26 protein-coding genes and 1 riboswitch are annotated in these 20,973 nt (G+C 39.5%); all 26 genes read right to left on the bottom strand.

The features are described 5' to 3' along the window. On the bottom strand, positions 1 to 732 hold the full coding sequence (locus ACYQ1I_RS13545) for an enoyl-CoA hydratase/isomerase family protein (protein WP_459766188.1): 732 nt from the start codon (positions 730 to 732) through the stop codon (positions 1 to 3). Further along, complete coding sequence (locus ACYQ1I_RS13540) at positions 722 to 1,420, bottom strand: Clp protease/crotonase-like domain-containing protein (RefSeq protein ID WP_459766186.1); 699 nt, start codon at positions 1,418 to 1,420, stop codon at positions 722 to 724. The genes ACYQ1I_RS13545 and ACYQ1I_RS13540 overlap by 11 nt, the downstream gene beginning before the upstream one ends. Next, entirely contained in the window at positions 1,417 to 1,818 is a 402-nt protein-coding gene (locus tag ACYQ1I_RS13535) for an acyl-CoA thioesterase (protein ID WP_459766184.1), read from the bottom strand. The genes ACYQ1I_RS13540 and ACYQ1I_RS13535 overlap by 4 nt, the downstream gene beginning before the upstream one ends. Continuing rightward, on the bottom strand, positions 1,808 to 2,332 hold the full coding sequence (locus ACYQ1I_RS13530; protein ID WP_459766182.1) for a hypothetical protein: 525 nt from the start codon (positions 2,330 to 2,332) through the stop codon (positions 1,808 to 1,810). Before ACYQ1I_RS13530 ends, ACYQ1I_RS13535 begins: the two co-directional genes overlap by 11 nt. A 38-nt stretch (positions 2,333 to 2,370) precedes the next feature. Further along, the gene (locus tag ACYQ1I_RS13525) at positions 2,371 to 2,679 is read right to left on the bottom strand and encodes an acyl carrier protein (RefSeq protein WP_459766180.1); all 309 of its coding nucleotides are present in this window, start codon (positions 2,677 to 2,679) and stop codon (positions 2,371 to 2,373) included. Further along, positions 2,676 to 3,437: an enoyl-CoA hydratase/isomerase family protein gene (locus tag ACYQ1I_RS13520; RefSeq protein ID WP_459766178.1), complete on the bottom strand. Its 762-nt coding sequence runs from the start codon at positions 3,435 to 3,437 to the stop codon at positions 2,676 to 2,678. Before ACYQ1I_RS13520 ends, ACYQ1I_RS13525 begins: the two co-directional genes overlap by 4 nt. Further along, the gene (locus ACYQ1I_RS13515) at positions 3,437 to 3,751 is read right to left on the bottom strand and encodes an acyl carrier protein (protein WP_459766176.1); all 315 of its coding nucleotides are present in this window, start codon (positions 3,749 to 3,751) and stop codon (positions 3,437 to 3,439) included. The genes ACYQ1I_RS13520 and ACYQ1I_RS13515 overlap by 1 nt, the downstream gene beginning before the upstream one ends. Beyond that, positions 3,748 to 5,871, bottom strand: a complete 2,124-nt coding sequence (locus ACYQ1I_RS13510; RefSeq protein ID WP_459766174.1) for an aldehyde ferredoxin oxidoreductase family protein — start codon at positions 5,869 to 5,871, stop codon at positions 3,748 to 3,750. The genes ACYQ1I_RS13515 and ACYQ1I_RS13510 overlap by 4 nt, the downstream gene beginning before the upstream one ends. Before the next feature lie 109 nt (positions 5,872 to 5,980). Next, entirely contained in the window at positions 5,981 to 6,952 is a 972-nt protein-coding gene (locus tag ACYQ1I_RS13505; RefSeq protein ID WP_459766172.1) for an ACP S-malonyltransferase, read from the bottom strand. A 492-nt stretch (positions 6,953 to 7,444) separates the two neighbouring features. Then, positions 7,445 to 7,909: a YbaK/EbsC family protein gene (locus ACYQ1I_RS13500; RefSeq protein ID WP_459766171.1), complete on the bottom strand. Its 465-nt coding sequence runs from the start codon at positions 7,907 to 7,909 to the stop codon at positions 7,445 to 7,447. Positions 7,910 to 8,015: 106 nt separating this feature from the next. Further along, positions 8,016 to 8,120, bottom strand: a riboswitch (SAM riboswitch). Positions 8,121 to 8,503: 383 nt separating this feature from the next. Next, positions 8,504 to 9,616 carry a serine hydrolase domain-containing protein gene (locus ACYQ1I_RS13495; RefSeq protein ID WP_459766169.1) on the bottom strand — a complete coding sequence of 371 codons (1,113 nt, stop codon included), beginning with the start codon at positions 9,614 to 9,616 and terminating at the stop codon, positions 8,504 to 8,506. A 19-nt stretch (positions 9,617 to 9,635) separates the two neighbouring features. Beyond that, positions 9,636 to 10,271 (bottom strand): hypothetical protein, encoded by a 636-nt coding sequence (locus tag ACYQ1I_RS13490; protein ID WP_459766167.1) that lies wholly within the window; start codon positions 10,269 to 10,271, stop codon positions 9,636 to 9,638. 277 nt (positions 10,272 to 10,548) lie between these two features. Then, positions 10,549 to 10,902, bottom strand: coding sequence for a DUF7674 family protein (locus tag ACYQ1I_RS13485; protein ID WP_459766165.1), 354 nt, complete (start codon positions 10,900 to 10,902; stop codon positions 10,549 to 10,551). 10 nt (positions 10,903 to 10,912) lie between these two features. Then, positions 10,913 to 11,707, bottom strand: a complete 795-nt coding sequence (locus tag ACYQ1I_RS13480; protein WP_459766163.1) for a hypothetical protein — start codon at positions 11,705 to 11,707, stop codon at positions 10,913 to 10,915. Positions 11,708 to 11,925: 218 nt separating this feature from the next. Next, positions 11,926 to 12,252 (bottom strand): hypothetical protein, encoded by a 327-nt coding sequence (locus tag ACYQ1I_RS13475; RefSeq protein WP_459766162.1) that lies wholly within the window; start codon positions 12,250 to 12,252, stop codon positions 11,926 to 11,928. A 187-nt stretch (positions 12,253 to 12,439) separates the two neighbouring features. Continuing rightward, positions 12,440 to 12,739 (bottom strand): hypothetical protein, encoded by a 300-nt coding sequence (locus ACYQ1I_RS13470; RefSeq protein WP_459766160.1) that lies wholly within the window; start codon positions 12,737 to 12,739, stop codon positions 12,440 to 12,442. Further along, positions 12,703 to 13,389 carry a hypothetical protein gene (locus tag ACYQ1I_RS13465; protein ID WP_459766158.1) on the bottom strand — a complete coding sequence of 229 codons (687 nt, stop codon included), beginning with the start codon at positions 13,387 to 13,389 and terminating at the stop codon, positions 12,703 to 12,705. The genes ACYQ1I_RS13470 and ACYQ1I_RS13465 overlap by 37 nt, the downstream gene beginning before the upstream one ends. Further along, positions 13,343 to 13,576, bottom strand: coding sequence for a hypothetical protein (locus ACYQ1I_RS13460; protein ID WP_459766156.1), 234 nt, complete (start codon positions 13,574 to 13,576; stop codon positions 13,343 to 13,345). The genes ACYQ1I_RS13465 and ACYQ1I_RS13460 overlap by 47 nt, the downstream gene beginning before the upstream one ends. Positions 13,577 to 13,790: 214 nt before the next feature. Further along, positions 13,791 to 14,270, bottom strand: coding sequence for a hypothetical protein (locus ACYQ1I_RS13455; protein ID WP_459766154.1), 480 nt, complete (start codon positions 14,268 to 14,270; stop codon positions 13,791 to 13,793). 17 nt (positions 14,271 to 14,287) lie between these two features. Beyond that, the gene (locus ACYQ1I_RS13450; RefSeq protein WP_459766152.1) at positions 14,288 to 15,181 is read right to left on the bottom strand and encodes a hypothetical protein; all 894 of its coding nucleotides are present in this window, start codon (positions 15,179 to 15,181) and stop codon (positions 14,288 to 14,290) included. A gap of 243 nt (positions 15,182 to 15,424) precedes the next feature. Further along, positions 15,425 to 15,574, bottom strand: a complete 150-nt coding sequence (locus tag ACYQ1I_RS13445; protein ID WP_459766150.1) for a hypothetical protein — start codon at positions 15,572 to 15,574, stop codon at positions 15,425 to 15,427. A 375-nt stretch (positions 15,575 to 15,949) separates the two neighbouring features. Then, entirely contained in the window at positions 15,950 to 16,477 is a 528-nt protein-coding gene (locus tag ACYQ1I_RS13440) for a hypothetical protein (protein ID WP_459766148.1), read from the bottom strand. 21 nt (positions 16,478 to 16,498) lie between these two features. After that, positions 16,499 to 18,925 carry a contractile injection system protein, VgrG/Pvc8 family gene (locus ACYQ1I_RS13435; RefSeq protein ID WP_459766147.1) on the bottom strand — a complete coding sequence of 809 codons (2,427 nt, stop codon included), beginning with the start codon at positions 18,923 to 18,925 and terminating at the stop codon, positions 16,499 to 16,501. 11 nt (positions 18,926 to 18,936) lie between these two features. Beyond that, positions 18,937 to 19,299: a DUF4280 domain-containing protein gene (locus ACYQ1I_RS13430; protein ID WP_459766146.1), complete on the bottom strand. Its 363-nt coding sequence runs from the start codon at positions 19,297 to 19,299 to the stop codon at positions 18,937 to 18,939. Between the two features lie 25 nt (positions 19,300 to 19,324). Then, positions 19,325 to 19,828 (bottom strand): hypothetical protein, encoded by a 504-nt coding sequence (locus ACYQ1I_RS13425; protein ID WP_459766145.1) that lies wholly within the window; start codon positions 19,826 to 19,828, stop codon positions 19,325 to 19,327. Between the two features lie 13 nt (positions 19,829 to 19,841). Further along, positions 19,842 to 20,972 carry a pentapeptide repeat-containing protein gene (locus tag ACYQ1I_RS13420; protein WP_459766144.1) on the bottom strand — a complete coding sequence of 377 codons (1,131 nt, stop codon included), beginning with the start codon at positions 20,970 to 20,972 and terminating at the stop codon, positions 19,842 to 19,844. Position 20,973: the final 1 nt, after the last annotated feature.

The raw sequence follows: 20,973 nt of genomic DNA, 5'->3' as shown, positions 1-20,973 counted from the left end.
CTACAGTTCCTTTCCTGAAAGATGATTTTCCTGGTAATACCTGTTGAAGGCCATGACATATTCATCGCCCCTTTTGGGATCATATTGAGTCGGCTGGGCTAATATATACTCCATTAATCCTTCGCAATAGGACAAGGTTTCTTTTTTACCTGTGACCCTATGGATTAATCCTATTTCCAACGCCTCCTCTGCCGTAAGGGTTTCTCCCTTTAAGACCAACTCCAGTGCCCTGCCCAACCCTACAAGCTCCAGGCTCCGGAGGGTACCCGTCACTCCGGGTAAAAATCCGAAGGTTGATTCCGGCAGTCCCAGCAAACTGCCCTTGCCGCTGATTCTGATGTGGCTGCAAAGGGCCAGTTCAAGCCCCGAACCGTAGCAAAGGCCATTGATGGCACTTATAACAGGAATATTAAGGCTTCGAAAATAGTCAAAGGTGGTTCGATTATCCAAATACCAGGTGGGATAGGCAATTAAATTTCCCTCGTTATCTACCAGGCTCTGGGAGGCAACAATCTCCTTTAATTGCTCTACATCAGCACCAGAGCTATAGTGCCGCCCATGCCCTCGAATAATGATGCCCCTCAGCCTTGTCTGGGTCACATGGCATCTAACCATGACGATAAACTCCTTCAAAAAAGCAGCAGTCATTTTATTGGCCGGCGGATCATGAATTACCAGATGGCCTATATCATGATTAATTTCTAAATATAGCTTGTTTCCTTCAATTCTCATGTAACAACCCACTTTTTTCATATTCTTTAATTATTAAGCTGCAAAATTCCTTCGATTCCTGCTCAAGCAAAAGCTGGCGATTTACATTTAAACCCAGCTGTTTATAATGCCTAAAGCATCTTAATATTGCTTCAATCTGTTCATCATGCCTGTTTTGCAGTAATTTATTAATATAATCTTCTACTTCCTCCTTGAGGAGATTCATATCTATCATCCTGTTAATAAAGCCCATTTCACAGAGCCTTTCAGCCCCTAATCTTTGGTCGGTTAATTGGGCCTCCCACCGTCTGCCTTCTTTACCCATCAGCAGCTGGCACCTTTCCATCACATCAAAATGAAATATATTTTCCTCCCTCGGGAATTGAACGGATAAATCTATTCCTCCCAGCCGAATATCACATTCCATCATTAATGCTAAAAATTCCATATTGCACCGGCCATTCCCCACAGCGATAACAAGACAAGGTCTACTATTAATCCAGTCCAATAAAGAGCCATTTGCTGAATCATTCACTGACCCTTTTTGTACGCTACCCTGGTTAATTATTACCAGTACCCTGATGCTGCCGTCCTTTAGATTGTTATCAACCATCTCCTGGTAGGAAAGCAGGTCGGCCATTTCAATAATTTCTAAGAAGCAAATCTTATTTTTTATATACAGGCTAGATCTGCCGGCCTCCTTGATCATAGGCTTCCCTCCTGATCCATTTGCTCCTTCATAAACGGCGGGATCTCATGAATAATTCGGTCATTAGATACCAAGAGCATCTTTACCGTTGCCTTGGTTACTCTTTTTCTTGTATCTTCACGATATATGCTTTGATTGGCAATTAAATAGTTGCCGTCATAATACCACTGGCTTTTTATCACGGCCCTGTCAAACACCCTTAACTCACCGATATAACGAATATTGGTTTCAATCACAATGGCCTGGAGGGAATGCTCCAGCATATAATCCAGCCATTTTACTTCCTTTAGAAATTGCCATCGGGCTACCTCGATATAATTAAGATAAACCGCATTATTCACATGGTTAAAGGAGTCCAGCTCGTATCCCCGTACCTCTAATACATACTCATGCCTCATTGCTTTTTTGTTCCTTTCTTTTTCTTTGGGTTTCTTTTATCAGCCTTTTTTTCAGCAGCCAATAGCGCCATGTCATAAAGGGAAGGTGGGGAGGTCTGATAAATAGCCAGTAGTAAATATGGATCAGCCGGTTGGCAGCCCTAAACCGAAAGGGATGCTCATATAGAACGCCGTCTTCTTTTTGGGTAAAAACACCGGCAATTTCTCCTTGAATGGCTCCCCAAACCTTAGCTCGATACAGTTTGTTGGGTATGACCTCCACAAAGGTGAAGTGGTAGCTAAAGGGAGGAAAAAAATAGAAGGTTCCTGTACAGCCTACATCACAATGCCCTTGATCAAAGCGAAGCCATACGAAGGGAAAAAAGCTGACCCACCTTTGAAATTTTTTAGTTTCATATATGTGCTTTACAAAATCCTCAAGGCTGGCCTCCTCTGCTTTAATGAACAAAGAGGAGGGAAAGTCGTATTCAGGTGGTGCTTCTTTTAGAAAATACTCCTTTATTCTTTTCAACATATGTATTAAACTCCCCGGGTTAATGCCCCCAGACAAAGCTAGGAGGCTAAATTAACAATTTCATTTTCATGAACATACAAAAGACAGGCTGTTTCGATGACTTGTTCAATGGTCTCTGCAGGGTTTCTTAACAAATATTTTCCAATGGTTTGAAGCTGTATATTGAGTCCATATTTCTTTTTCATCAACTCTACCAGCTCCACAAACAACAGGGAATCCCCATCTAAATCATCAATGATGGAGGTATCAAGGCTCAGTTCATCCTGCTCAACCTCGCACTCCTCAGCAAAGAATTCATAAATTAGTGTCTTTAATTCCTCTTTAATTTCAGCTGTTAATTCTCTCATGATGTTTCCTCCTCATTTTTTAAATTGATTACTAATTCCATAAACATGTTTTCTTCCTGACTTAGGGCCTGGGCCCTGTTTTCATTAACTCCATTGTTTACCGCCTTGACAATCCGATGAATTTGCTCCAGGGATTTATTTTGGGTTACCCCATTAATCATCTCTATGGCTGATTCCAGATGACTTTTATTGGGCACAAGCCTGTCGATCAGTCCTAGGGCCAAGGCCTCCTCGGGTGTGATTGTCTTACCGGTTAAAATTACTTCCAGGGCCTTTTGTCTTCCAATCCTTTCAGCTAGCCGAAGGGTGCCCCCCAGTCCAGGCAGAATTCCTAAATTTGATTCCGGAAGGGCCAAAATACCATTGGCCGTACAGACCCGAAAGTGGCAGCTAAGGGCAATCTCTAGGCCTGCACCGAAGCAGGCACCGCTGATGGCTGCAACCGTAATAATCGGCAGCCCTTCTATGTAATCTAAAATTTCCTTTCCTTTTCTTAGGCTCTCCCTTAGGTATTCCGGGCGATGTAGATTGGCTTTAATGTTATTTACATCAGCCCCGGCAGAAAAATGTCTTCCCCTTCCCTGTATGACCAAGCCTTTAAAATCTCCTTCACTTAGCCATTTCTTCAGGGCAGTCAGCTCTAAAAATTCACCCTGACTAATTTTATTCTGTATACCATTATCTATGGTTAATATGGCGATCTGATCTCGGGCTTCAAAAACCACGACCCCCGATTTTGTCCCATCTAAAACTTCCATTAGCTGGCAGACCCCAGGTTTACAATTTCGTTCTCATGTTCATAAATCAAATAAGCTGTCTCAATTACCTGACCAATGGTTTCGGCAGGATTCCTCAGTAGGTACTTGCCAATGGCCTGCAATTGAATATTCAGGTTATATTTCTTTTTCATTAATTCCACCAATTCTACAAATAACAAAGAGTCACCATCCAAATCATCTATAATGGAGGTTTCATCACCTAATTCCTCCAGTTCCACCTCGCACTCCTCTGAAAAAAAGCTGTAGATTAATTCCTTTAATTCCTCTTGAATTTCTGGTGTTAAATTTTTCATGATACTGTCTCCTCTCTTTGTTTTATTTCTTCAAATTGATTGCTTTTAGCCTTGGCCTTTTCCTTTAAGTACTTTTTCTTTTCACTCTTGTCCTTTAAATCCAGCAGACGGCACAGTAATTGGGAGATAATAAAGCCCTTTATTCGATCCCCCAGGGTCAGCTTAATATTTAATCCAACAGTTGTCAGCAGGACTTTTAAATTTTGTGCCTCTTTATGGTCCACCAGCTTTGTCTTATCGACATAATCCTCTAGCCCCAGCTCTAAAAAGCGCTGTAGGGTAGGCTTTCCATCCTTGGTCAGGCCCCTGTACAGGAAATATTCCGGCAGCATACCGGGCTCATCTCTAATATCAATGGTGGTCTCTTGAATATATTCCTCATCTATATCGGGGTCCTTTTTTCTTACGGGCCACTGATAATCCTCAAGGGTTAGGCCGCAATGAACGTTAAAGGCATTTTGAAGCTGATAAATTCGTTCGCCGGCATAGAAAATATCCTTATCGGTTAAGCTGTAGCCGTAAAGATAATTCATTATATTGGCGAAGTCTTGAAAGAAGGCGGTACCTGTATTGGGCAGTCCATGAATGGCGAAGATACAAATTCCTAGGCTGTCGACAACATATTTATAATTTTCATGCCACCACACAACTCGCCCTTTTTGATCAGGATGGGCCATTACCTTTTTCGCATCTACATTAAACACATGTTTTGCTACCACCTGGGCAAAATACCCGCCGGAAAGCATGGTATAGGGAAAGTTCTTTAAATGGTCCCCTCCCCTGGTGGAGGTCAGATAGCCCAGTGACCAGGCCAGTCGATCCTTAGATTGGGTGCCGGTGGTGGATTTGTTGATACAAAAGGCATAATCCTCAGCCCCCAGGGCTTTAGCTGCCCGATAGGTACCCTCGGCAATCAAATCGCCAATGCCTTCCCTGTCAATGGTTTTGTGAATCAAATATTCAATGGCTTCATCATCGCCAAATTGAATTTTTCGCCCATCCAGGTCAGCTTCTGTAATGATTCCCCGTTCCAGGCATTCGATAATTAAACCAATCACTCCCGCCATCTCAATGCTATCTACCCCTAAATAATCGGTTAACAGCTTCAAATGGATAATACTGGCCCAGTCAAATATCCCAAGATTTGGTCCTACACTGACGGCGGCTCCATAATCTATTCGGTCTCCCTTTTCGCCCTTATACTTCCCCTCTTTAATTTCATATTCCTTTGAACAGCCTACAGGGCAAGCATAGCAGGATTTTCTTTTTGTTTGAAAATCAGCCTTAAAGGAGGCAGGGTAAATATTCTTTGTCTTTTCATCATGGGCCGACTTACAGTTTCTAACGGGGATGTGCTTATCCTTGTCATAGGTTTCAAGCAAAAACAAGGTACCATTGACACTACCCATTTTTGATACCACTGAGCCGCGGCAGTTTTTAATCCATAAATCCCTTATTTCCTTAATTTTTTCCTGATTATAGATTTTGGGCCTTAGGTTACCCTTCTCTATTACAATGGCCTTAAGGTTTTTAGAACCCATTACACAGCCCATACCCATTCTTCCAGCAGCATGGCATTTCGACATAATTACGCTGGCATACCGTATGAGCTTTTCTCCCCCTGGCCCAATACAGGCTACCTCGCAATGTTCTCCATGCCTTTCTGTTAAGATATCGGTCACCTTATCGGTCCACATCCCCCACAGATCAGAGGCATCAATTATTTTGACCTCCCCCTGGCTGTCAATATGTAAATAAACAGGCTTATTGGCCTTTCCTGTAAAAACCAAATTGTCTATCCCCACCGAACGCATCCTGACTGTAAAATCACCACCAATGTTAGAGTCGCCATAGCGATCTGTTACGGGGCTCTTTGCCGTAATGGTACAGCGGTTACCTGCCAGCAGACCTGTCCCTACGGCGGGGCCCACTCCAAAAATCAACACATTTTTTTCGGAAAGGGCATCATTTATTATTGCCTCAGAATCATACAGGATCTTGGTATTAATTCCGATTCCACCGATGTATTTTTTTCTAATGTCAGGGGTAATTTCCTGTCGGGTAATTTTTTCATTGGTAAGATCCACATAAACAATATGATTATCCCTTGTTTTTTCCATTATTCTTTTTCTCCATTTTCAAATATTCTCAAGATAAAATTTTATAACTACTTGTAATATTCAGTTAATTTTATTCCCGCATCTACCATTTTTAGTCCCCCCTCATCCCTTAGGCATTTTTTACTATAACCTCCGGGGCCAGAGGACTAAAATTCTTCTTTAACCTCTTGATTTTGTTATAATTAAGAAAAGTCCAATCTAAATTAATTGTCTTGGAAAACTTAACAACAGAATCATCCAGACTCACTTCAATAAAGCTCTCGATGCCCATGGCAGCAATTTTTTCAATGGCCGTTTTCCAATACATTCTACCTGTCATGTTTTTAATTAATTCCCTTTGTAAATCCGGAGACTTTTGTAATATGCTATGATCAAAGCTTGATATAATTGGTATTTCACAATCATATACATCAAGTTCCGATACAAATTTTACAAAGGGCTCAATTCCCTTGGCTGCAAATTGTGAATGAAAGGCATAGGGGGCATTGACCTCCTTGACCTTTAAAGCACCCTTTATTTCTGACAGCCCCATGACCATATTAACTGCTGCTTCCATACCTGATATTACAATACAGTATTCGTTGTTTTCACTGCCTATCTCCACCTGCCCCAGTAGATTATTTTCTCGAATTATTTCCTCTACATCATGGCAGGTTAAGCCAACGATAACAGCCATGGCTTCATCCTCTCTGTTAGCCAGCTTAGGATATTGATAAATTGTTAAAAGCATATGTAAGCCAGCTTCAAAGGAGATTGATTTACCACAGGCCATGGCTGTGATTAATCCCATACTGTAACCTAGTAAAATGGCGGGTTCCATCCCTAGACTTCGATAACGCTGATAAACGATATAGTCACAGGTATATATGGCGATCCAATCAGTGAACATCTTGTCATGGCTGGTTTCAGCAGCATTAAATAAATAATTCCACAAATCCATATTTAATTCGTGTCGAACAACGGAGCAATAATAGTTCAGAATCTCCAGCTGTTCTTTGTCAAATCTAGTAATTAGTTTTTGATATTCTGCCCCAACTCCTTGAAATAGAAAGGCATGACGATCTTGAAGCATCGTTTCCATCTTGTCACCTCACTTTGTCTTAATATAGTATTACTTAGATTATGTCACACGATATCGCCAGATGCAAGTAATAATTTAATTTATTTTAACATTTTTATATTTAAAATATATTACTTAGTACTTATTACCTAGAAGATTTTTGTATCATTTTTGAGCTAAAAAAATAATGATTATCATCATTAATTCATTGTCAATAGTCCTGCTGTTTCAGTATTTTGAATTAACTCCTGTACTTCCCTATATTTAACAACCAATGGATATTTTAACATTATGATCATTTTACCTTTAAAATCATTGTAATTGGTTAATTAGATGTTATAAACATGTTAATATTTATACTGTTACATATTTACGCTTATTTGTTTATCTATAGTATTAAAGCCATCGAAGCACCCCCCTTGGAATTCTTCAATGGCTTAAAACTACGCATATTTATTTACTTAATTTTACACGCTGATCAATAAGCCTTATTTATTTTTAACATTATCTGACCTATTGATCCTGGCAAACATCAATCCAAGTGGCATTGGTCAATTGCTGTATTTCCTCTGGCGTTATTTTTAGGGCTGAATACCGGGACCCAGCTGCAGGATAAACGTACTCAAAATCCTTGATGGATTGGTCAATATACACATCTAAAGGCCTTTCAAGGCCGAAGGGACACAGTCCTCCCACAGGGTGACCCGTAACAGCTTCCACCTCCATATGATTTAACAGCTTTGCCTTAACCTGAAAGTAACGCTTGTATTTTCTATTATCAATCTTACCGTCCCCCCGGGCTACAATTAAAATATTTCGATCCCTTAACCGAAAGGCCAGGGTTTTGGCAATGAAGGCAGGCTCTACGCCGATGGTTTTGGCGGCTAAATCTACCGTGGCGCCGCTTTCAGCCAATTCAAAAACAGGATCAGCTAATCCCCTTTCCACAAAAAAACGTCTTACATTTTCTACACTCAATTCTAATCAGCTCCTCATCTTTCGGTTTTATACATAAAAGCTATTTCTATGTATAAAAAAAACCCCTTTCTTATGAAAGAGGAATATTTTTAGTGGTGGTTTTCCCCTCTCATCTTGCGAAATATTCCGCAGGAATTGGCACCGCTGCTTAAAATTCAAGCCGGTTGCCGGGTTTCATCGGGCCTTTTCCCTCCACCTCTCTGGATAAGAGTACTGCTAATTAAATTATATTATTTTGATTTTAATGGTTATTAAGGCTGTTGTCAAGCATTATTTTCATATTGTACCGTTATCTATGATTCATTTATGATAATATATTATTATACGTCAAATAATTATGTCCCAAATGATCGTTTCTATATTAGATTTAGGTTTATTAAGGTTACCTAAAATCAAGGTCTTACAACAACACTTTTTTAAATTAAAGTTTAAGCTCGCATCAGGCTTCTGGTGCTATGTTAAAACTTTTTTGGGGACATTTTCCAAAACGCTTGACACAATAATATACGTATCTAGAACTCAAAAAGCATTATGGGACTATAAAAATAGTCCCCAAGTCAGTTAGAAACCCTTAAAAAAGCGTAATACTTGATTTTAGCTATAGAAATTCCATATCACCAGTAACGCTATTAAGATACCTAACATCACCATCGATAAAATCGTCTGTCGCCTATTCCCTTTAGACGAATTGTAGGTATTTCGCTTTACCACTAAAAATAGCATCGTAATAAAGGCCAGTACTGTAAAGATAAGGTTGATGAAAAAATGTATTTTTATCTCATCATAGCTTCGGTTGTTATCCATCACCATACGTGCGCTCAGTAACAAACAGTTACCTACGAGGGATATTCCTATAAAATTCAGCAGACCAAAATACATCCGCCCATTTTGAAAAGAAATTCTATTCTTCTCTTTTCTAACAAGGCTACGTATCCATTGAATAAGATGAATCAACAACATCGTGATAAAATATAGCCCACATAGGGCGGCTGCAACAATGTATAGGATTAAAAAGGGCGTTGTTCTCCCTGCAGGAAGGGGCAGATAATCTGAGACCACTGAGGAAATTTGTATTACGCTGCCATTTTCCACCTGAAAATATAATTGAGGGATGGGATCAAACATAGAGCTTCCAGAAGCTTTACGATACACATTGGGTGCCGTTTGGATGTATTCAGCAGTCTCTGTCATTTGACTGACTTGAATTCGATTTTCTCCAATAGCCTCGACCTTTAAAGGGATAAAATAAGGATATAACTTAGCTACACTATGCTCTGGCCGTCGCGCCATCAGATATTTTCCCTCTAAGAGCTTTGCACCTAAACCCGTTCCTTCCATAGGGGTAATTGCTCCCCCCCGCTCTACAAGTGCCTTCGGTAAACCATAGCATAGATCGATTTCTCCCCCTTGATTCGTTAAGACAATTACTGCAAATCTTTCCTCTGGTACAAGATGGAAATTGCTTGAAAAGGCGATAGTATTACCTCCATGGGTTAACCCTCGTTTTTCCCCTGGGTACTCCCAAAAACCATGGGCAATATCTAGCATATTTTCGTTGGGCGTATAGCTTTGGGAAAGCATCTTATCTAAGGTTTCTCGTTTTTGAAATAAGGGGGTCTGCTCCTCAGGGAGAGGCATTAAGGCCATTGCAAAGGCTGCTAAATCTTCAACGGTGCCATTGGCAGCACCGCAGGGGTACAGTGACATATAGCTCCAAGAGGAGAGGCTAAACGCCCCTTCTCCCTATTACTCCTGGAGTGCTTACTGCTGGTATTGGTATTGATATGGATATACCACGGGATGGCTCCATCACCAAGCCCCCGCCATTTACATTGAATCTTCCTGTAAAATTTGGCCTTTTAAAGTTAATATCATAGGTCTTCATGGCCTGCTGATTGGCTTGTCCCCCGGTTTGGTTGATCATCATAAAGGGGGCAATTACTATTGTTTCTAGTGATGCCAGCAGCATTAGCCCTTCTTCTACCTTGGCTAGCTTTTCGTCATCTCCGCCTAATGCTATATCTCTTAATGGGTTAAAGGCTTTTGTTTCTAAATCTCCCTTTGATGCATAGTTTATTTCTTCTATTCCTTCTCTTAGCTTTGATGATGCTGCTGCTACTAATCCCAAGCCTGTTAATCCCGTGGCTATGGTGAGCCCTGTAACTGCTACTGAACCTATGGTTAACGCTGTGGCACTGGCTCCCAATGCTACGCCTATTGCTGGCACCATCATGGCTCCCACGCCTCCTGTTAATGCCACAAACATGCCTACTGCCGCTACCGCGGCCAACCCCAACACCGCTGCCCCTAGTATCTTACCCCAGCCTAGCTTTTTCCTCTTTTTTACTCCTTTATGTAGCACTCATGGTTATACATTTAGTAACTACGTATCCTTGCCCAGCACCTTTAAAGCAAAAGGAGTAATAATAAATGGAGTTCATTACCATTAATTTTTCTATATTTTATTTTACTACAAAAATATTGGAGGAAGCAAAAGAACCGTCCCCTCGCTTCTGTGTTAAAAAACTAAGAAAAACCTTGAAAAAGTTGTATCCACTTCAGCGGAATGTGAGCCCTATCACATTCGCAAAAAAAAATGGTCACATCAGCCGAAACTATGTGACCTGTAAAATATCCTACTACTTTGGGAAACAATCTTCAAAACTTTTTTTCGTTAGCTTGCCAAAATACCTTAGCAATATTTCTTTGATCTTTGAATTTTCTTCATAATACAAACTTTCAATTATGGCAACACCGATTAAATTTTTTGTTTCTTCATCGCCATTTGCAAGCATATCTTCAACAAAAACAAAAATAGTTTTTAGTTTGTCCTCATGATAACAATTAGCTTTATCCAAAATGAATTTCACAAATACAGATTCATAAAATACATATGGAAGATCTTCGTAATCATCAATATTTTCCTCATAAACTTTTCTTAGTTCAGGAAATTTGTTTATTAAATTACTTATAGCTTCTTTGTATTTGTACATAAACACCCTCCTATTGACCTTTTAGTGCATTGGTAATGTCCTCAATTAAAGCATTAACAACTGACTTGTCATAATCATTTAAGTCTCCAGCCCTTAATCTTCTTTGTAATGCGTTTAAATAGTCGTTAAGTTTTTGAGTATGGAATTTTCCATGTGTAGGAAGACCAGTTTTAATTTCATTTCTAACGGCATCCATTGTAGTTCCATTACCAATAGTATTAGGTCCACCTTGACCTTTGTATAAATCATTTACAATATTCTTTAATTTTTCGTTCGAAACATTGGGCTTTTGATTTATATCAATGTTAGGCGTTCCCTCATTTCCCTTATCATCCCCATTACCATTACTCCCACCATTATTCGCACTATAGGCAATCGTCAAATCTGTCATCTGTTGCCCTGTTAAGACTACTCCTGATGCGTTTACTGCTAGTTTTGGTATGGACATGGATATGCCGGAGGATTGGCCCATTACTACGGCTCCGCCATTTACATTGAATCCTCCTGTGAAATTTGGCCTTTTAAAATTAATATCATAGGTCTTCATGGCCTGCTGATTGGCTTGTCCCCCGGTTTGGTTAATCATCATAAAGGGGGCAATTACTATTGTTTCCAGTGATGCCAAAAGCATTAATCCTTCTTCAACCTTAGCTAGCTTTTCATCATCTCCGCCCAGTACATTATCTCTTAATGGGTTAAAGGCTTCGGTTTCTAAATCTCCTTTTTTAGCATATTTTAGATCTTCACGTCCTTCTCTTACCTTTAATGACGATGCAATTCCTAATCCCAGCCCTGTTAGTCTCATTCATCAGATTTGTTTTGATCTTACATGACCTTCCTTTTTTTAAAAAAGAAACCACGAGACAATTAAACTACAGAATTATCTCTAAGGTCTTGTTTATTAATTAAATATCTACAGTGACCATTGTTAGTGGTATGGTTGGCTAATTTTTGTAGCAGTAAGCGTTATATTTGTATGCACTCTAGATTTTGATAGAATCGAATGTATTGCAATATAAAATTTTACGTAAATTTACATAGAAAATCTTCTAATATTTTTTTTGTTGCAATTCCAGCATTTTCAATTCTCTCCTTGATATCGTTTATAATGGACGGATTTGACGCAACGTACTTATGTCCATTTTCATTATCAAATGCTCTTAACGTATCTACACACATATTAAATAATTCTAAGTCATCTACAGTTATCAACTTTAAAATGATATTTAGTTCCTCAGCAATTATTTCGTTATCAAGACAGTAAATAAGTTTTCTTTGCCATTCTAATGGCTTAGTTAAAACTTGTTTTGATAGTTCTTCCCAATCACTAGCAGAAAACTGCGATAACATTTCTTGAGCAACAGAAAAACCATCATCATACCATGAGTCAATCGTTACATCTTCTAATAAAAATTTGTCTAGTTGTTATACACTAAAAATCACCTCATCGTAGATATAGTAATTAAAAGCCTGATGGTTTAGGTGCATTAACTCTGTCTGTTGGATACACAGATATTATGACCTTAAATTTTTAACTTTACAATTTTAAATACTCTTCATATAAAGCTAACAACTCAATTCCTAGATTATTTGAGTAATCCCAAGAATCAATAATCATTCTTTGATAACTAGGCATAAATTTACTGCTTGATAAATTTTGTATCATACAATTTACTTGCTCTTTTATTATTTCTAGTTGAGTAACGTTGCTAATACTACCAGAACCACTTCTATGTGCGTTTATCTCATTATCTATTTCTAATAATACTTTATCCGTTTTTTGTAAAAACAGACTTGGTTTTATGGGATTAGATCGTTTAGATTGTTTATATACCATTGTGTTTCACCTCCTATGTATTGAGAACCAAATTGAAACTGCGGTGCTGCATTTCCTTTTAACATTACTGTACCTGGATTCACTTGAAATTGCTGTATACCAGTCATCTTATTCCATTCTGGTGGTAGTGCTAAATTCTGACGGTTCGTTAATGGATTAAATGTCTCAAATAAATATCTACCTTTTGCATTAGCATTTACCCCATCATAAAACCTTAATCCGTATGTACTATCGCCAGCTACATCCATTTTAATTGTCCTTACATCAAATGACTCTAATATTTGTTTTCTATACTGTCTAGGCACACCTTGTGATTTTAAATATTCCGATGCCTGCTTAACACCTGAGTATGTATCTTGAGTATTAGCCGTTCCCCCATTTCCCCTCATCTGATTTCCAGAAAATTGAGAGCTCTTATTTTCCTTCATTGCCTTCTCGTTGGCGCTGGAAGCTGTTTTTCTCGCTTGTTGATAGGGTTGGGCAAAGCTAATTTGCAGCATGGCTAAAAACATCATACCCTGTTGAAATGTTGCGTAGTTCTGTTCATCCCCTGCAAAGGCCAGGTCTCTTGCAAAATTGAAGGATTCTGTTTGGGTATCTTCTTTAAAGCCATGGGCTATTTCTTGCACTCCTTCGGCAGTATCTGACACGGCCATTGCTCCCATCACTGCCACTGATCCTATGGCCACCACCTTTGCGGCAACTACTGTAGCTGTTACTAATCCTGACCACTCCCGTGGCTGCGGCTGCCATGGTTCCTACTACCATGGCTCCTGCTACTATGGCTGGCAGCATACTTACTACTGCTACCGCTGTCAAGGCCAATACGCGGTCCAAAATTTTTTAAGTCTCATGCAGCAATAGAACCGCTCCCTTGACACTATTAAAATTGGAAATTTTCACTATTACAATCGTTATTTTCTATACCAATTCTTTCAAATTATTACATTGCTACTATACATTGTTGTCTGCTAATCCAGTATTACACTTTCCTTTTTATCACATCACCTTAATTGCCACGTTACATGTTATACATTTTTATCTGAACATCTTATTCAACAATTCTTACTGCAATAGCATTCTCCTTATACTCTTCTAAATCATCTAATGCTATCCAACTATCTTCCTCATCTCTAAGCTTATAAAATCGAATTGTTGTATACTCACCATCAAACCCTATTATTATATGAAATTTATAATTTGGAAAGTCTCTTTTTAACTTACACTCCCAAATTTCAGATAGCTTAACAGCCATTACAAGACCTTCTAACGGTTTTCCTATGCACCAGTCAAAATAATCTTCTATTCGGAATTCATTGTAGCTCGCCTCGAATCCAATTTTATCATAATAAACTGACAGTATTTTTTCCTCATCTAGTTCTTCAATAGTATCTTTGTACTTTTTTAATAGCACAAACCCCTTTATCTCAAAAAACTCTGGCCATATTCTCATTATTTTGTCTAGAAAATCCTGATGAAATAGTTCTACTCTATTTAGGCAATCCATCATATTTTTATTACACTTAAGCATTTATATCCCCCTTAAAATTATTTAAAATACTTTTCCTCACCTAATACTTGAAGGCCCTTATTTATAGCTCTTTGAACATCTTTAATTTGTAGTACCTTTTGTATCTTGTTAGGTCCTAAATTTCCAACTTCATCATATAATTTCCCTGTAACTGGGTCAAATCTATATTTAACATTATTAGAATCATGATAATGAACATCACCCGGTCTTTGTCCTGGCTTTGGATTCTCAACATCAACTCTCTCTGTTTTTCCATCCTGCCATAATGTTTTACTATCAACTCTAGTACCATTTTTCCCAAGCATCTCACCATCTTTATTAACACCAGTTTTCCGCTCATTCTTCTTTTCCCCACCTCCATTACCACTACCCCCACCATTATTCGCACTATAGGCAATCGTCAAATCTGTCATCTGTTGTCCTGTTAAGATTACTCCTGGAGTGCTTACTGCTGGTATTGGTATGGATATGCCAGGGGATTGGTCCATCACTAAGGCCCCGCCATTTACATTGAAGCCTCCTGTGAAATTAGGTTTTTTAAAGTTAATTTCGTAGGACTTCATGGCCTGCTGATTAGCTTGTCCTCCGGTTTGGTTGATCATCATAAAGGGGGCCGTTACCGTGGTTTGCAGCGTTGCCAAAAGCATTAATCCTTCTTCCACTTTGGCTAGCTTTTCGTCATCTCCACCCAGTGCTATATCTCTTAATGGGTTAAATGCTTTTGTTTCTAAATCTCCTTTTGATGCATAGTTTATTTCTTCTATTCCTTCTCTTAGCTTTGATAATGCTGCTGCTACTAATCCTAAGCCTGTTAATCCCGTGGCTATGGTGAGCCCTGTAACTGCTACTGAACCTATGGTTAACGCTGTAGCACTGGCCCCTAATGCTACGCCTATTGCTGGCACCATCATGGCTCCCATGCCTCCTGTTAATGCCACAAACATGCCTACTGCCGCTACCGCGGCCAACCCCAACACCGCTGCCCCTAGTATCTTACCCCAGCCTAGCTTTTTTCTCTTTTTTACTCCTTTATGTAGCACTCATGATTATACATTTAGTAATTACGTATCCTTGTACGTATCCTTGCCCAGCAACTTTAAAGCAAAAGGAGTAATAATAAATGGAGTTCATTACCATTAATTTTCTATATTTTACTACAAAAATATTGGAGGAAGCAAAAGAACCGTCCCCTCGCTTCTTCTTGCTTTAAATTCTACTTCTTCTATTTCTCCTTTTTGATAGGCCTCCACCCTTTCACGAAATTCCTTCTGCTCCTCTAGAATTCTTTCGGGTATTTGTATCATGTGTGATCCCCCTTTTTTGATTTAGAATTGTGAAACTTTACAGAAATGATTAAACTTTAGGTAATGAAACAAGATCATCAATGCCTATTATTCATGTATGTTTAATATGTTTTAATCAGAAAAATATCATATATTTCATATATTTTCAATATATAACATTGCAAAATTTTCACACTTTTTATCTCTTTTTTATCTGATGGATCTTCTTTCTTTTCTATTTACTGTTTTCGGGGCTACGATGAAAAACTAAAGAACCTCAGATTTTAGCATAAAAAGAGACCCTACAGATTAATCTAATTTAATCAATTGGGTCTTCATCTTTACTTTTACACAATAGTGACACTCTTAAAAAAATCATCTCACAATAAAAAGCTCTTAAATTAACTTTTTTAGTTCAGAGTTACTTATCGGATGAATAATTGCAGAACCTTGTGTCCATTTTGTATTGTCAAGATTTTCTGCCCACCCGCACGTATCACATTCTAAAATTAATTTTTTTTCTTTAGTTTTCTGTACTTCTGCAATAACATAGTTTAGTTCATCATCTTTACATCTTGGACAATCTTTTCCTGAACGCTGTTTAATTATATCCCATAATGTGTTACTAATACGCATAATTAGCGAATCGACCGTATCTGGCTTATGACTAAACATCCTTTTTTTCTCTTGAATAAGTTCAATTTCAGGGTTTGGGGAAAAGTAATCCCTGACATCAATATCTAATATATTATCTAATCTATATTCAAATATTAGCTCACTATTAAGAATATAAAGATGCTCTTTCAACCAATTAACCAAGCTATTAAAATAATTACAATAATTGTTAAATATTTCTTGATTTTGCTGAATACTTTTAAAATCCTCCCACAAATCATTATCTAAGCGTATTTGAAATTCTTCCATTTATTTTTTACTCCTTTCACTTTAAGGTGCTGGAACAGGATACGTAGTTATTAAATTTCCTGCTTTGTCTGTAAAAATTTTAATCCAAGTGGTTTCGCCCCCGCCGTACTTCAGAGCAGTATTCCCCACTATTTGTCCGACATCCACAACCCTTACATATTGACCACCTTCAATAACAGTAACTTGAGATCTAACAACGTCTTGACGTTGCAATATTTCTTTAAGATTTTCTGCCTTAATCGTAAAGATAGATCTACTATTCGCTAAAGGCCTATTGAAATGTCCATCACGAACGTGATCAAATCCTGCCGAAACTGGTTTTCCAGTTTCTCTTAGAGGTGTAAATCTAGTTTGTCCATTTGCAATATTTATCCTACTTTGAACTACGCCATTTCTTCTTCCATCTTGTATTTGATTTCCAGAAAATTGAGAGCTCTTATTTTCCTTCATTGCCTTCTCGTTGGCGCTGGAAGCTGTTTTTCTCGCTTGTTGATAGGGTTGGGCAAAGCTAATTTGCAGCATGGCTAAAAACATCATACCCTGTTGAAATGTTGCATAGTTCTGTTCATCCCCTGCAAAGGCCAGGTCTCTTGCAAAATTGAAGGATTCTGTTTGGGTATCTTCTTTAAAGCCATGGGCTATTTCTTGTACTCCTTCGGCAGTATCTGACAGGGCCATTGCTCCCATCACTGCCACTGACCCTACGGCCACCACCTTTGCGGCAACTACTGTAGCTGTTACTAATCCTGCCACTCCCGTGGCTGCGGCTGCCATGGTTCCTACTACCATGGCTCCTGCTGCTATGGCCGGCAGCATACTTACTACTGCTACCGCCGTCAAGGCCAATACGGCGGCCCCCAAGATTTTTTTGAGTCCTAGCTTTTTTCTGTTTTTTGCTGCTTCCTTCTGTTGTTCTTCTTGTTTTTTCTTTTCTTCTTCTAATGCCCTTGCTTCTTCCTCTGCCTGCTGCTTTGCCTGCTGCCCCTCTGATTCAATCATGGGCAGGGGGCTTTTGAGGTCTCCTTCAAGCTCTAAAACCAGTTGGCTTGATAGTCTGTTGTCTATATCAAGCTCTACGCTGCTGCTGGTGCTGTTGACCTTGAGGGTAATTAGTTCTTCTGCTTCAATGGTGATGTTTTTGCTTTCTTTGATGATCTCGGTTTCTTTTCCTTCTATTATGGCCTTGGTGATGGTTTTCCCGATGTTGAGGTCGTTGGCGGCTTGGATGATGATTTTATCGTTACTCACCACCTCTATGCTGTTTTCATCCAGCTTTACGTTCATCAGGCCTGTTTCGATGTTGATGTGATCTTCTTTTAATTTTAACTCTTTTCCCCATTTGGTTTCAAATATTTTTTCGGTTGTTTTTTCCATATTGGGGTTCTTTTGCTTTTCGGCTCTGCCTCCCCTTTCTGTGGTTATGGCCATGGCCTGGCTGGGGTTGGTGTTGGGGAAGTATAGGTTGATTTTTGTTCCCATATGGGGCATGCTATACCATGCGTTATTGGCCTCTGGGGAATAGGGAAACCAGTGGGCCTCTTCCTTTGTTTGGCCGGGGTCTATGTCAAGGTGTATCTTCAGTTGGTTTCTTGCTACATCGATTACCTTCCCCGGCAGGCTAATTCCCTTGAGCTTTTCGTTGACCCTGGCCTTGGTTTTGATGTAGGTGGGCCGCTGGATTCTGTAGGTGTATTTTAATAGGCTCTTCTCCATCTGAATGTGTATCCTGGTGATGGTATGGCCTATCTTATTTAGTTTTATCTGGTCTCCCAGCCCTAGTCTTTCAGATAGCTCTATTTCGTAATAGTAGCCTCTGATATCTGCCTGGGTTTCTGCATATTGTCTGAGGGTATGGTCTTGACTCTGGATTAGGGCTGTTTTTTGGGCCTGGGGCAATCCAAACCAAAATCTTGGCTTGGGGGCTGAAATATCTGGCACCAATATAGTTCCCAGGGTCGAGGCCATTCGCTTTAGAAATTCCCAGTCGGTTTCTTTGTATTGTAGTTGGATTGTATCTATGGCCTGGTGGGGGGCGGCTGTATTAATGTAATCTCCCTGGGGGTATTCCTTGACGATGGCCTCAAGGATTTGGTCAAGGGTCATGGCCTTATTCTGAAAGCTTCGGCTTTGGGGGTCAATATCCATCTTGTAGGTGGCTGATAGGCACTGAAGCTTAATATAGCTGATGCCGCCCCGATGCTCTACTTGTATTTCTGTGGGGATTCCTGAAAACAGTATGTTATCTTCTTCCTGATCAAGGGTGATTTCTATGGTGCTTTCTTCATGGAGGGCGGCTATGAATTCATCCACATTGGTCTCTTCTAATATTCCTGTTAGCTTCATGGTACTGTGTTGATTTAATTGATGAAGAATTTCCAGCTCCTCTATATGCTGTATGGGAAAGGCTCCCTTCAGCTTTATTTTATGGTAGCTTTCCATGCTCTGCATTTGATCCCCCCCTATTCCTGCCCATCTTGTTCTATACTAATGATTCCGCCAAAGACACAGGTTACATTGGCATCCTTCAACAGGGCCTTTTCTTTATCAATGATTAGGTTGGTGTCTAGGTGATTAATCCATTTGGTACAAATACTTGGGGTACAAACCGGCGGTGGTGATGACCTTTTACAGGTACCAAAGCTGATTATATTTGTTCCAGGCTTTGAATCAGCCACATTGAGCTGGGCCTTGTCCTTTAAATATACACCATGGGAAAAGGGCAGATTTAAAACATCCTTGGCTGATCCCAAGGAACAGGATATGACAGCTCCCCTTACCACATAGGTGGTTTTGTTGCCTCCGTCGGTTATTTGCTTTTTCATTTTCCCACCTTCCTTTGCACTTTCCTTATTCCTCCTCCAGCTCCTTAAGGATGAATCCCCCTATATTGCGTCTTAAAATACTTTCTGCCAGCTCCAATCTGACAATATAATATCTTTTTATTTTGTTGGTGATTTGAAACATACTATATTCCTTGGCTCGACTGTTATCAATCACAAGCTTCTTTAGGGTGCCGTCAGGGTAGTATTCTGTTTTGGGAGATAAACAATTAACTTCAGGCAGTTCCACATTCCAGTAAATTTCCTGCTCCTGGGTGTCGAAATTACACAACACCACAGATTTAAATTCCAAATTAGGACAATATCGCCTTAATATATGCTTAAAATCATCCGCTAGGAGCAACAGAGGCGTATCGATAAAATCAATGAAGTCTATCCTCTTTGCATTTTCTATGTAAAGAATATTTATTTTTTCTGCTAACTGATTTTGATGAAGCAGATCCCTCTGAAAGCCCTTAATTTTAGGTGCGGTGGCTATTCCTTGATCCTGCTGAATAATGAAATAGTGCATCTTCCTACACCTCCTATTCAATCCATTGAATCTGCTGTATTTGCCGTGGAGTAAAGGGTCCCGGCTCACTCAGATATTTTTTAGGAACGAGGGCCATTGTTAAATTGGTATTTTTAAAGCTGGCCCCCTCAAGGCAGGCCCCTGTGAAGTCTGCCCCTGTCAGGTTTGAATTGTCCATGACGGCATCCCTCAAATTTGCCTCTTTGAAACAAATTCTTTCGAACAAAGGGCTTTGCAAATTGTCAACTATAAAATACACGTCGCCGTTGCTGCCGTTAAAATTGGCGGCGGCTAAATTACTTTTAGAAAAATCGGTTCCCATTATGGCAGCGCCTTGAAAAGAGACCCCCTTCAGGTCACATTGACTAAATCTGGTTCCCCTTAAAACGCTGTTTTCCAAACTGCTCTCTGCCAGAATACAGGACTGAAAGGCCGTATAGGTAAAATTGCTATCTGAATAATCTCCGCCTCGCAGATCAAGACCTTCATAATACTGATAGCCATAGGCATAGGGATATTTTTTTTCAAGAAAAAACCTGACCTCATGGGAATCCCTTGGAGTATTATCAAGAAGATAGATGCTTTCACTGAAATCAAAATATTCCCCTACCCTGATATCCAGCCTTGAAGCCCTTAGAATATCCTGAAAGGCAGAAGTCGTTACGGCCCTCTGAATACCTTTTCTGGCCACCTGTTTAATGTATTCATGAAAAATGAGGGCCTTTTCCAGCTTAATGTCTTGTACCTGAATAGGAGTAATTTTCCCCACATATCGTTTTGCTTCGAGCCTCAGCCCTTCCTCATATTCATCCAGATACCTTAAGGCCCACGAGACATCATATAATTCCTCACAGGGGATATAATCGGCATACCAGGTATCATCATAGGCATTGATTAAATAGCAGTGCTTTCCACTAATTATTTGGGTTCTTAACAGACTAAAATTGATGTAGGCGATTTCTTTTTTTTCATCCCGGGCCTGCATCTCAGCAATTTTTTCGCAAATCCTGACAAAAGCTGCAATAAAGCCGGCCTGAATTTCAACATAGTTCTCAATCGTATACCTTTCCAGCTCCTTAAGCTTTTCCTGGAAAAGGGTATCGGCATATTCCTGAAAGTTTATTGGCAAATTATCCTTTTTCATT

Source organism: Alkaliphilus crotonatoxidans (assembly GCF_054658015.1).
Note: the sequence above shows the minus strand (reverse complement) of the source record. Positions and strands in the feature narration are given on the sequence as shown.

Excerpts from the sequence above, each read along its gene's own strand:
- ACYQ1I_RS13545 (WP_459766188.1), bottom strand. The coding sequence starts at position 732 with ATGAGAATTGAAGGAAACAAGCTATATTTAGAAATTAATCATGATATA.
- ACYQ1I_RS13540 (WP_459766186.1), bottom strand. The coding sequence starts at position 1,420 with ATGATCAAGGAGGCCGGCAGATCTAGCCTGTATATAAAAAATAAGATT.
- ACYQ1I_RS13535 (WP_459766184.1), bottom strand. The coding sequence starts at position 1,818 with ATGAGGCATGAGTATGTATTAGAGGTACGGGGATACGAGCTGGACTCC.
- ACYQ1I_RS13530 (WP_459766182.1), bottom strand. The coding sequence starts at position 2,332 with ATGTTGAAAAGAATAAAGGAGTATTTTCTAAAAGAAGCACCACCTGAA.
- ACYQ1I_RS13525 (WP_459766180.1), bottom strand. The coding sequence starts at position 2,679 with ATGAGAGAATTAACAGCTGAAATTAAAGAGGAATTAAAGACACTAATT.
- ACYQ1I_RS13520 (WP_459766178.1), bottom strand. The coding sequence starts at position 3,437 with ATGGAAGTTTTAGATGGGACAAAATCGGGGGTCGTGGTTTTTGAAGCC.
- ACYQ1I_RS13515 (WP_459766176.1), bottom strand. The coding sequence starts at position 3,751 with ATGAAAAATTTAACACCAGAAATTCAAGAGGAATTAAAGGAATTAATC.
- ACYQ1I_RS13510 (WP_459766174.1), bottom strand. The coding sequence starts at position 5,871 with ATGGAAAAAACAAGGGATAATCATATTGTTTATGTGGATCTTACCAAT.
- ACYQ1I_RS13505 (WP_459766172.1), bottom strand. The coding sequence starts at position 6,952 with ATGGAAACGATGCTTCAAGATCGTCATGCCTTTCTATTTCAAGGAGTT.
- ACYQ1I_RS13495 (WP_459766169.1), bottom strand. The coding sequence starts at position 9,616 with ATGTCACTGTACCCCTGCGGTGCTGCCAATGGCACCGTTGAAGATTTA.
- ACYQ1I_RS13485 (WP_459766165.1), bottom strand. The coding sequence starts at position 10,902 with ATGTACAAATACAAAGAAGCTATAAGTAATTTAATAAACAAATTTCCT.
- ACYQ1I_RS13480 (WP_459766163.1), bottom strand. The coding sequence starts at position 11,707 with ATGAGACTAACAGGGCTGGGATTAGGAATTGCATCGTCATTAAAGGTA.
- ACYQ1I_RS13475 (WP_459766162.1), bottom strand. The coding sequence starts at position 12,252 with ATGTTATCGCAGTTTTCTGCTAGTGATTGGGAAGAACTATCAAAACAA.
- ACYQ1I_RS13470 (WP_459766160.1), bottom strand. The coding sequence starts at position 12,739 with ATGGTATATAAACAATCTAAACGATCTAATCCCATAAAACCAAGTCTG.
- ACYQ1I_RS13455 (WP_459766154.1), bottom strand. The coding sequence starts at position 14,270 with ATGCTTAAGTGTAATAAAAATATGATGGATTGCCTAAATAGAGTAGAA.
- ACYQ1I_RS13450 (WP_459766152.1), bottom strand. The coding sequence starts at position 15,181 with ATGATGGTGCCAGCAATAGGCGTAGCATTAGGGGCCAGTGCTACAGCG.
- ACYQ1I_RS13445 (WP_459766150.1), bottom strand. The coding sequence starts at position 15,574 with ATGATACAAATACCCGAAAGAATTCTAGAGGAGCAGAAGGAATTTCGT.
- ACYQ1I_RS13440 (WP_459766148.1), bottom strand. The coding sequence starts at position 16,477 with ATGGAAGAATTTCAAATACGCTTAGATAATGATTTGTGGGAGGATTTT.
- ACYQ1I_RS13435 (WP_459766147.1), bottom strand. The coding sequence starts at position 18,925 with ATGCAGAGCATGGAAAGCTACCATAAAATAAAGCTGAAGGGAGCCTTT.
- ACYQ1I_RS13430 (WP_459766146.1), bottom strand. The coding sequence starts at position 19,299 with ATGAAAAAGCAAATAACCGACGGAGGCAACAAAACCACCTATGTGGTA.
- ACYQ1I_RS13425 (WP_459766145.1), bottom strand. The coding sequence starts at position 19,828 with ATGCACTATTTCATTATTCAGCAGGATCAAGGAATAGCCACCGCACCT.
- ACYQ1I_RS13420 (WP_459766144.1), bottom strand. The coding sequence starts at position 20,972 with ATGAAAAAGGATAATTTGCCAATAAACTTTCAGGAATATGCCGATACC.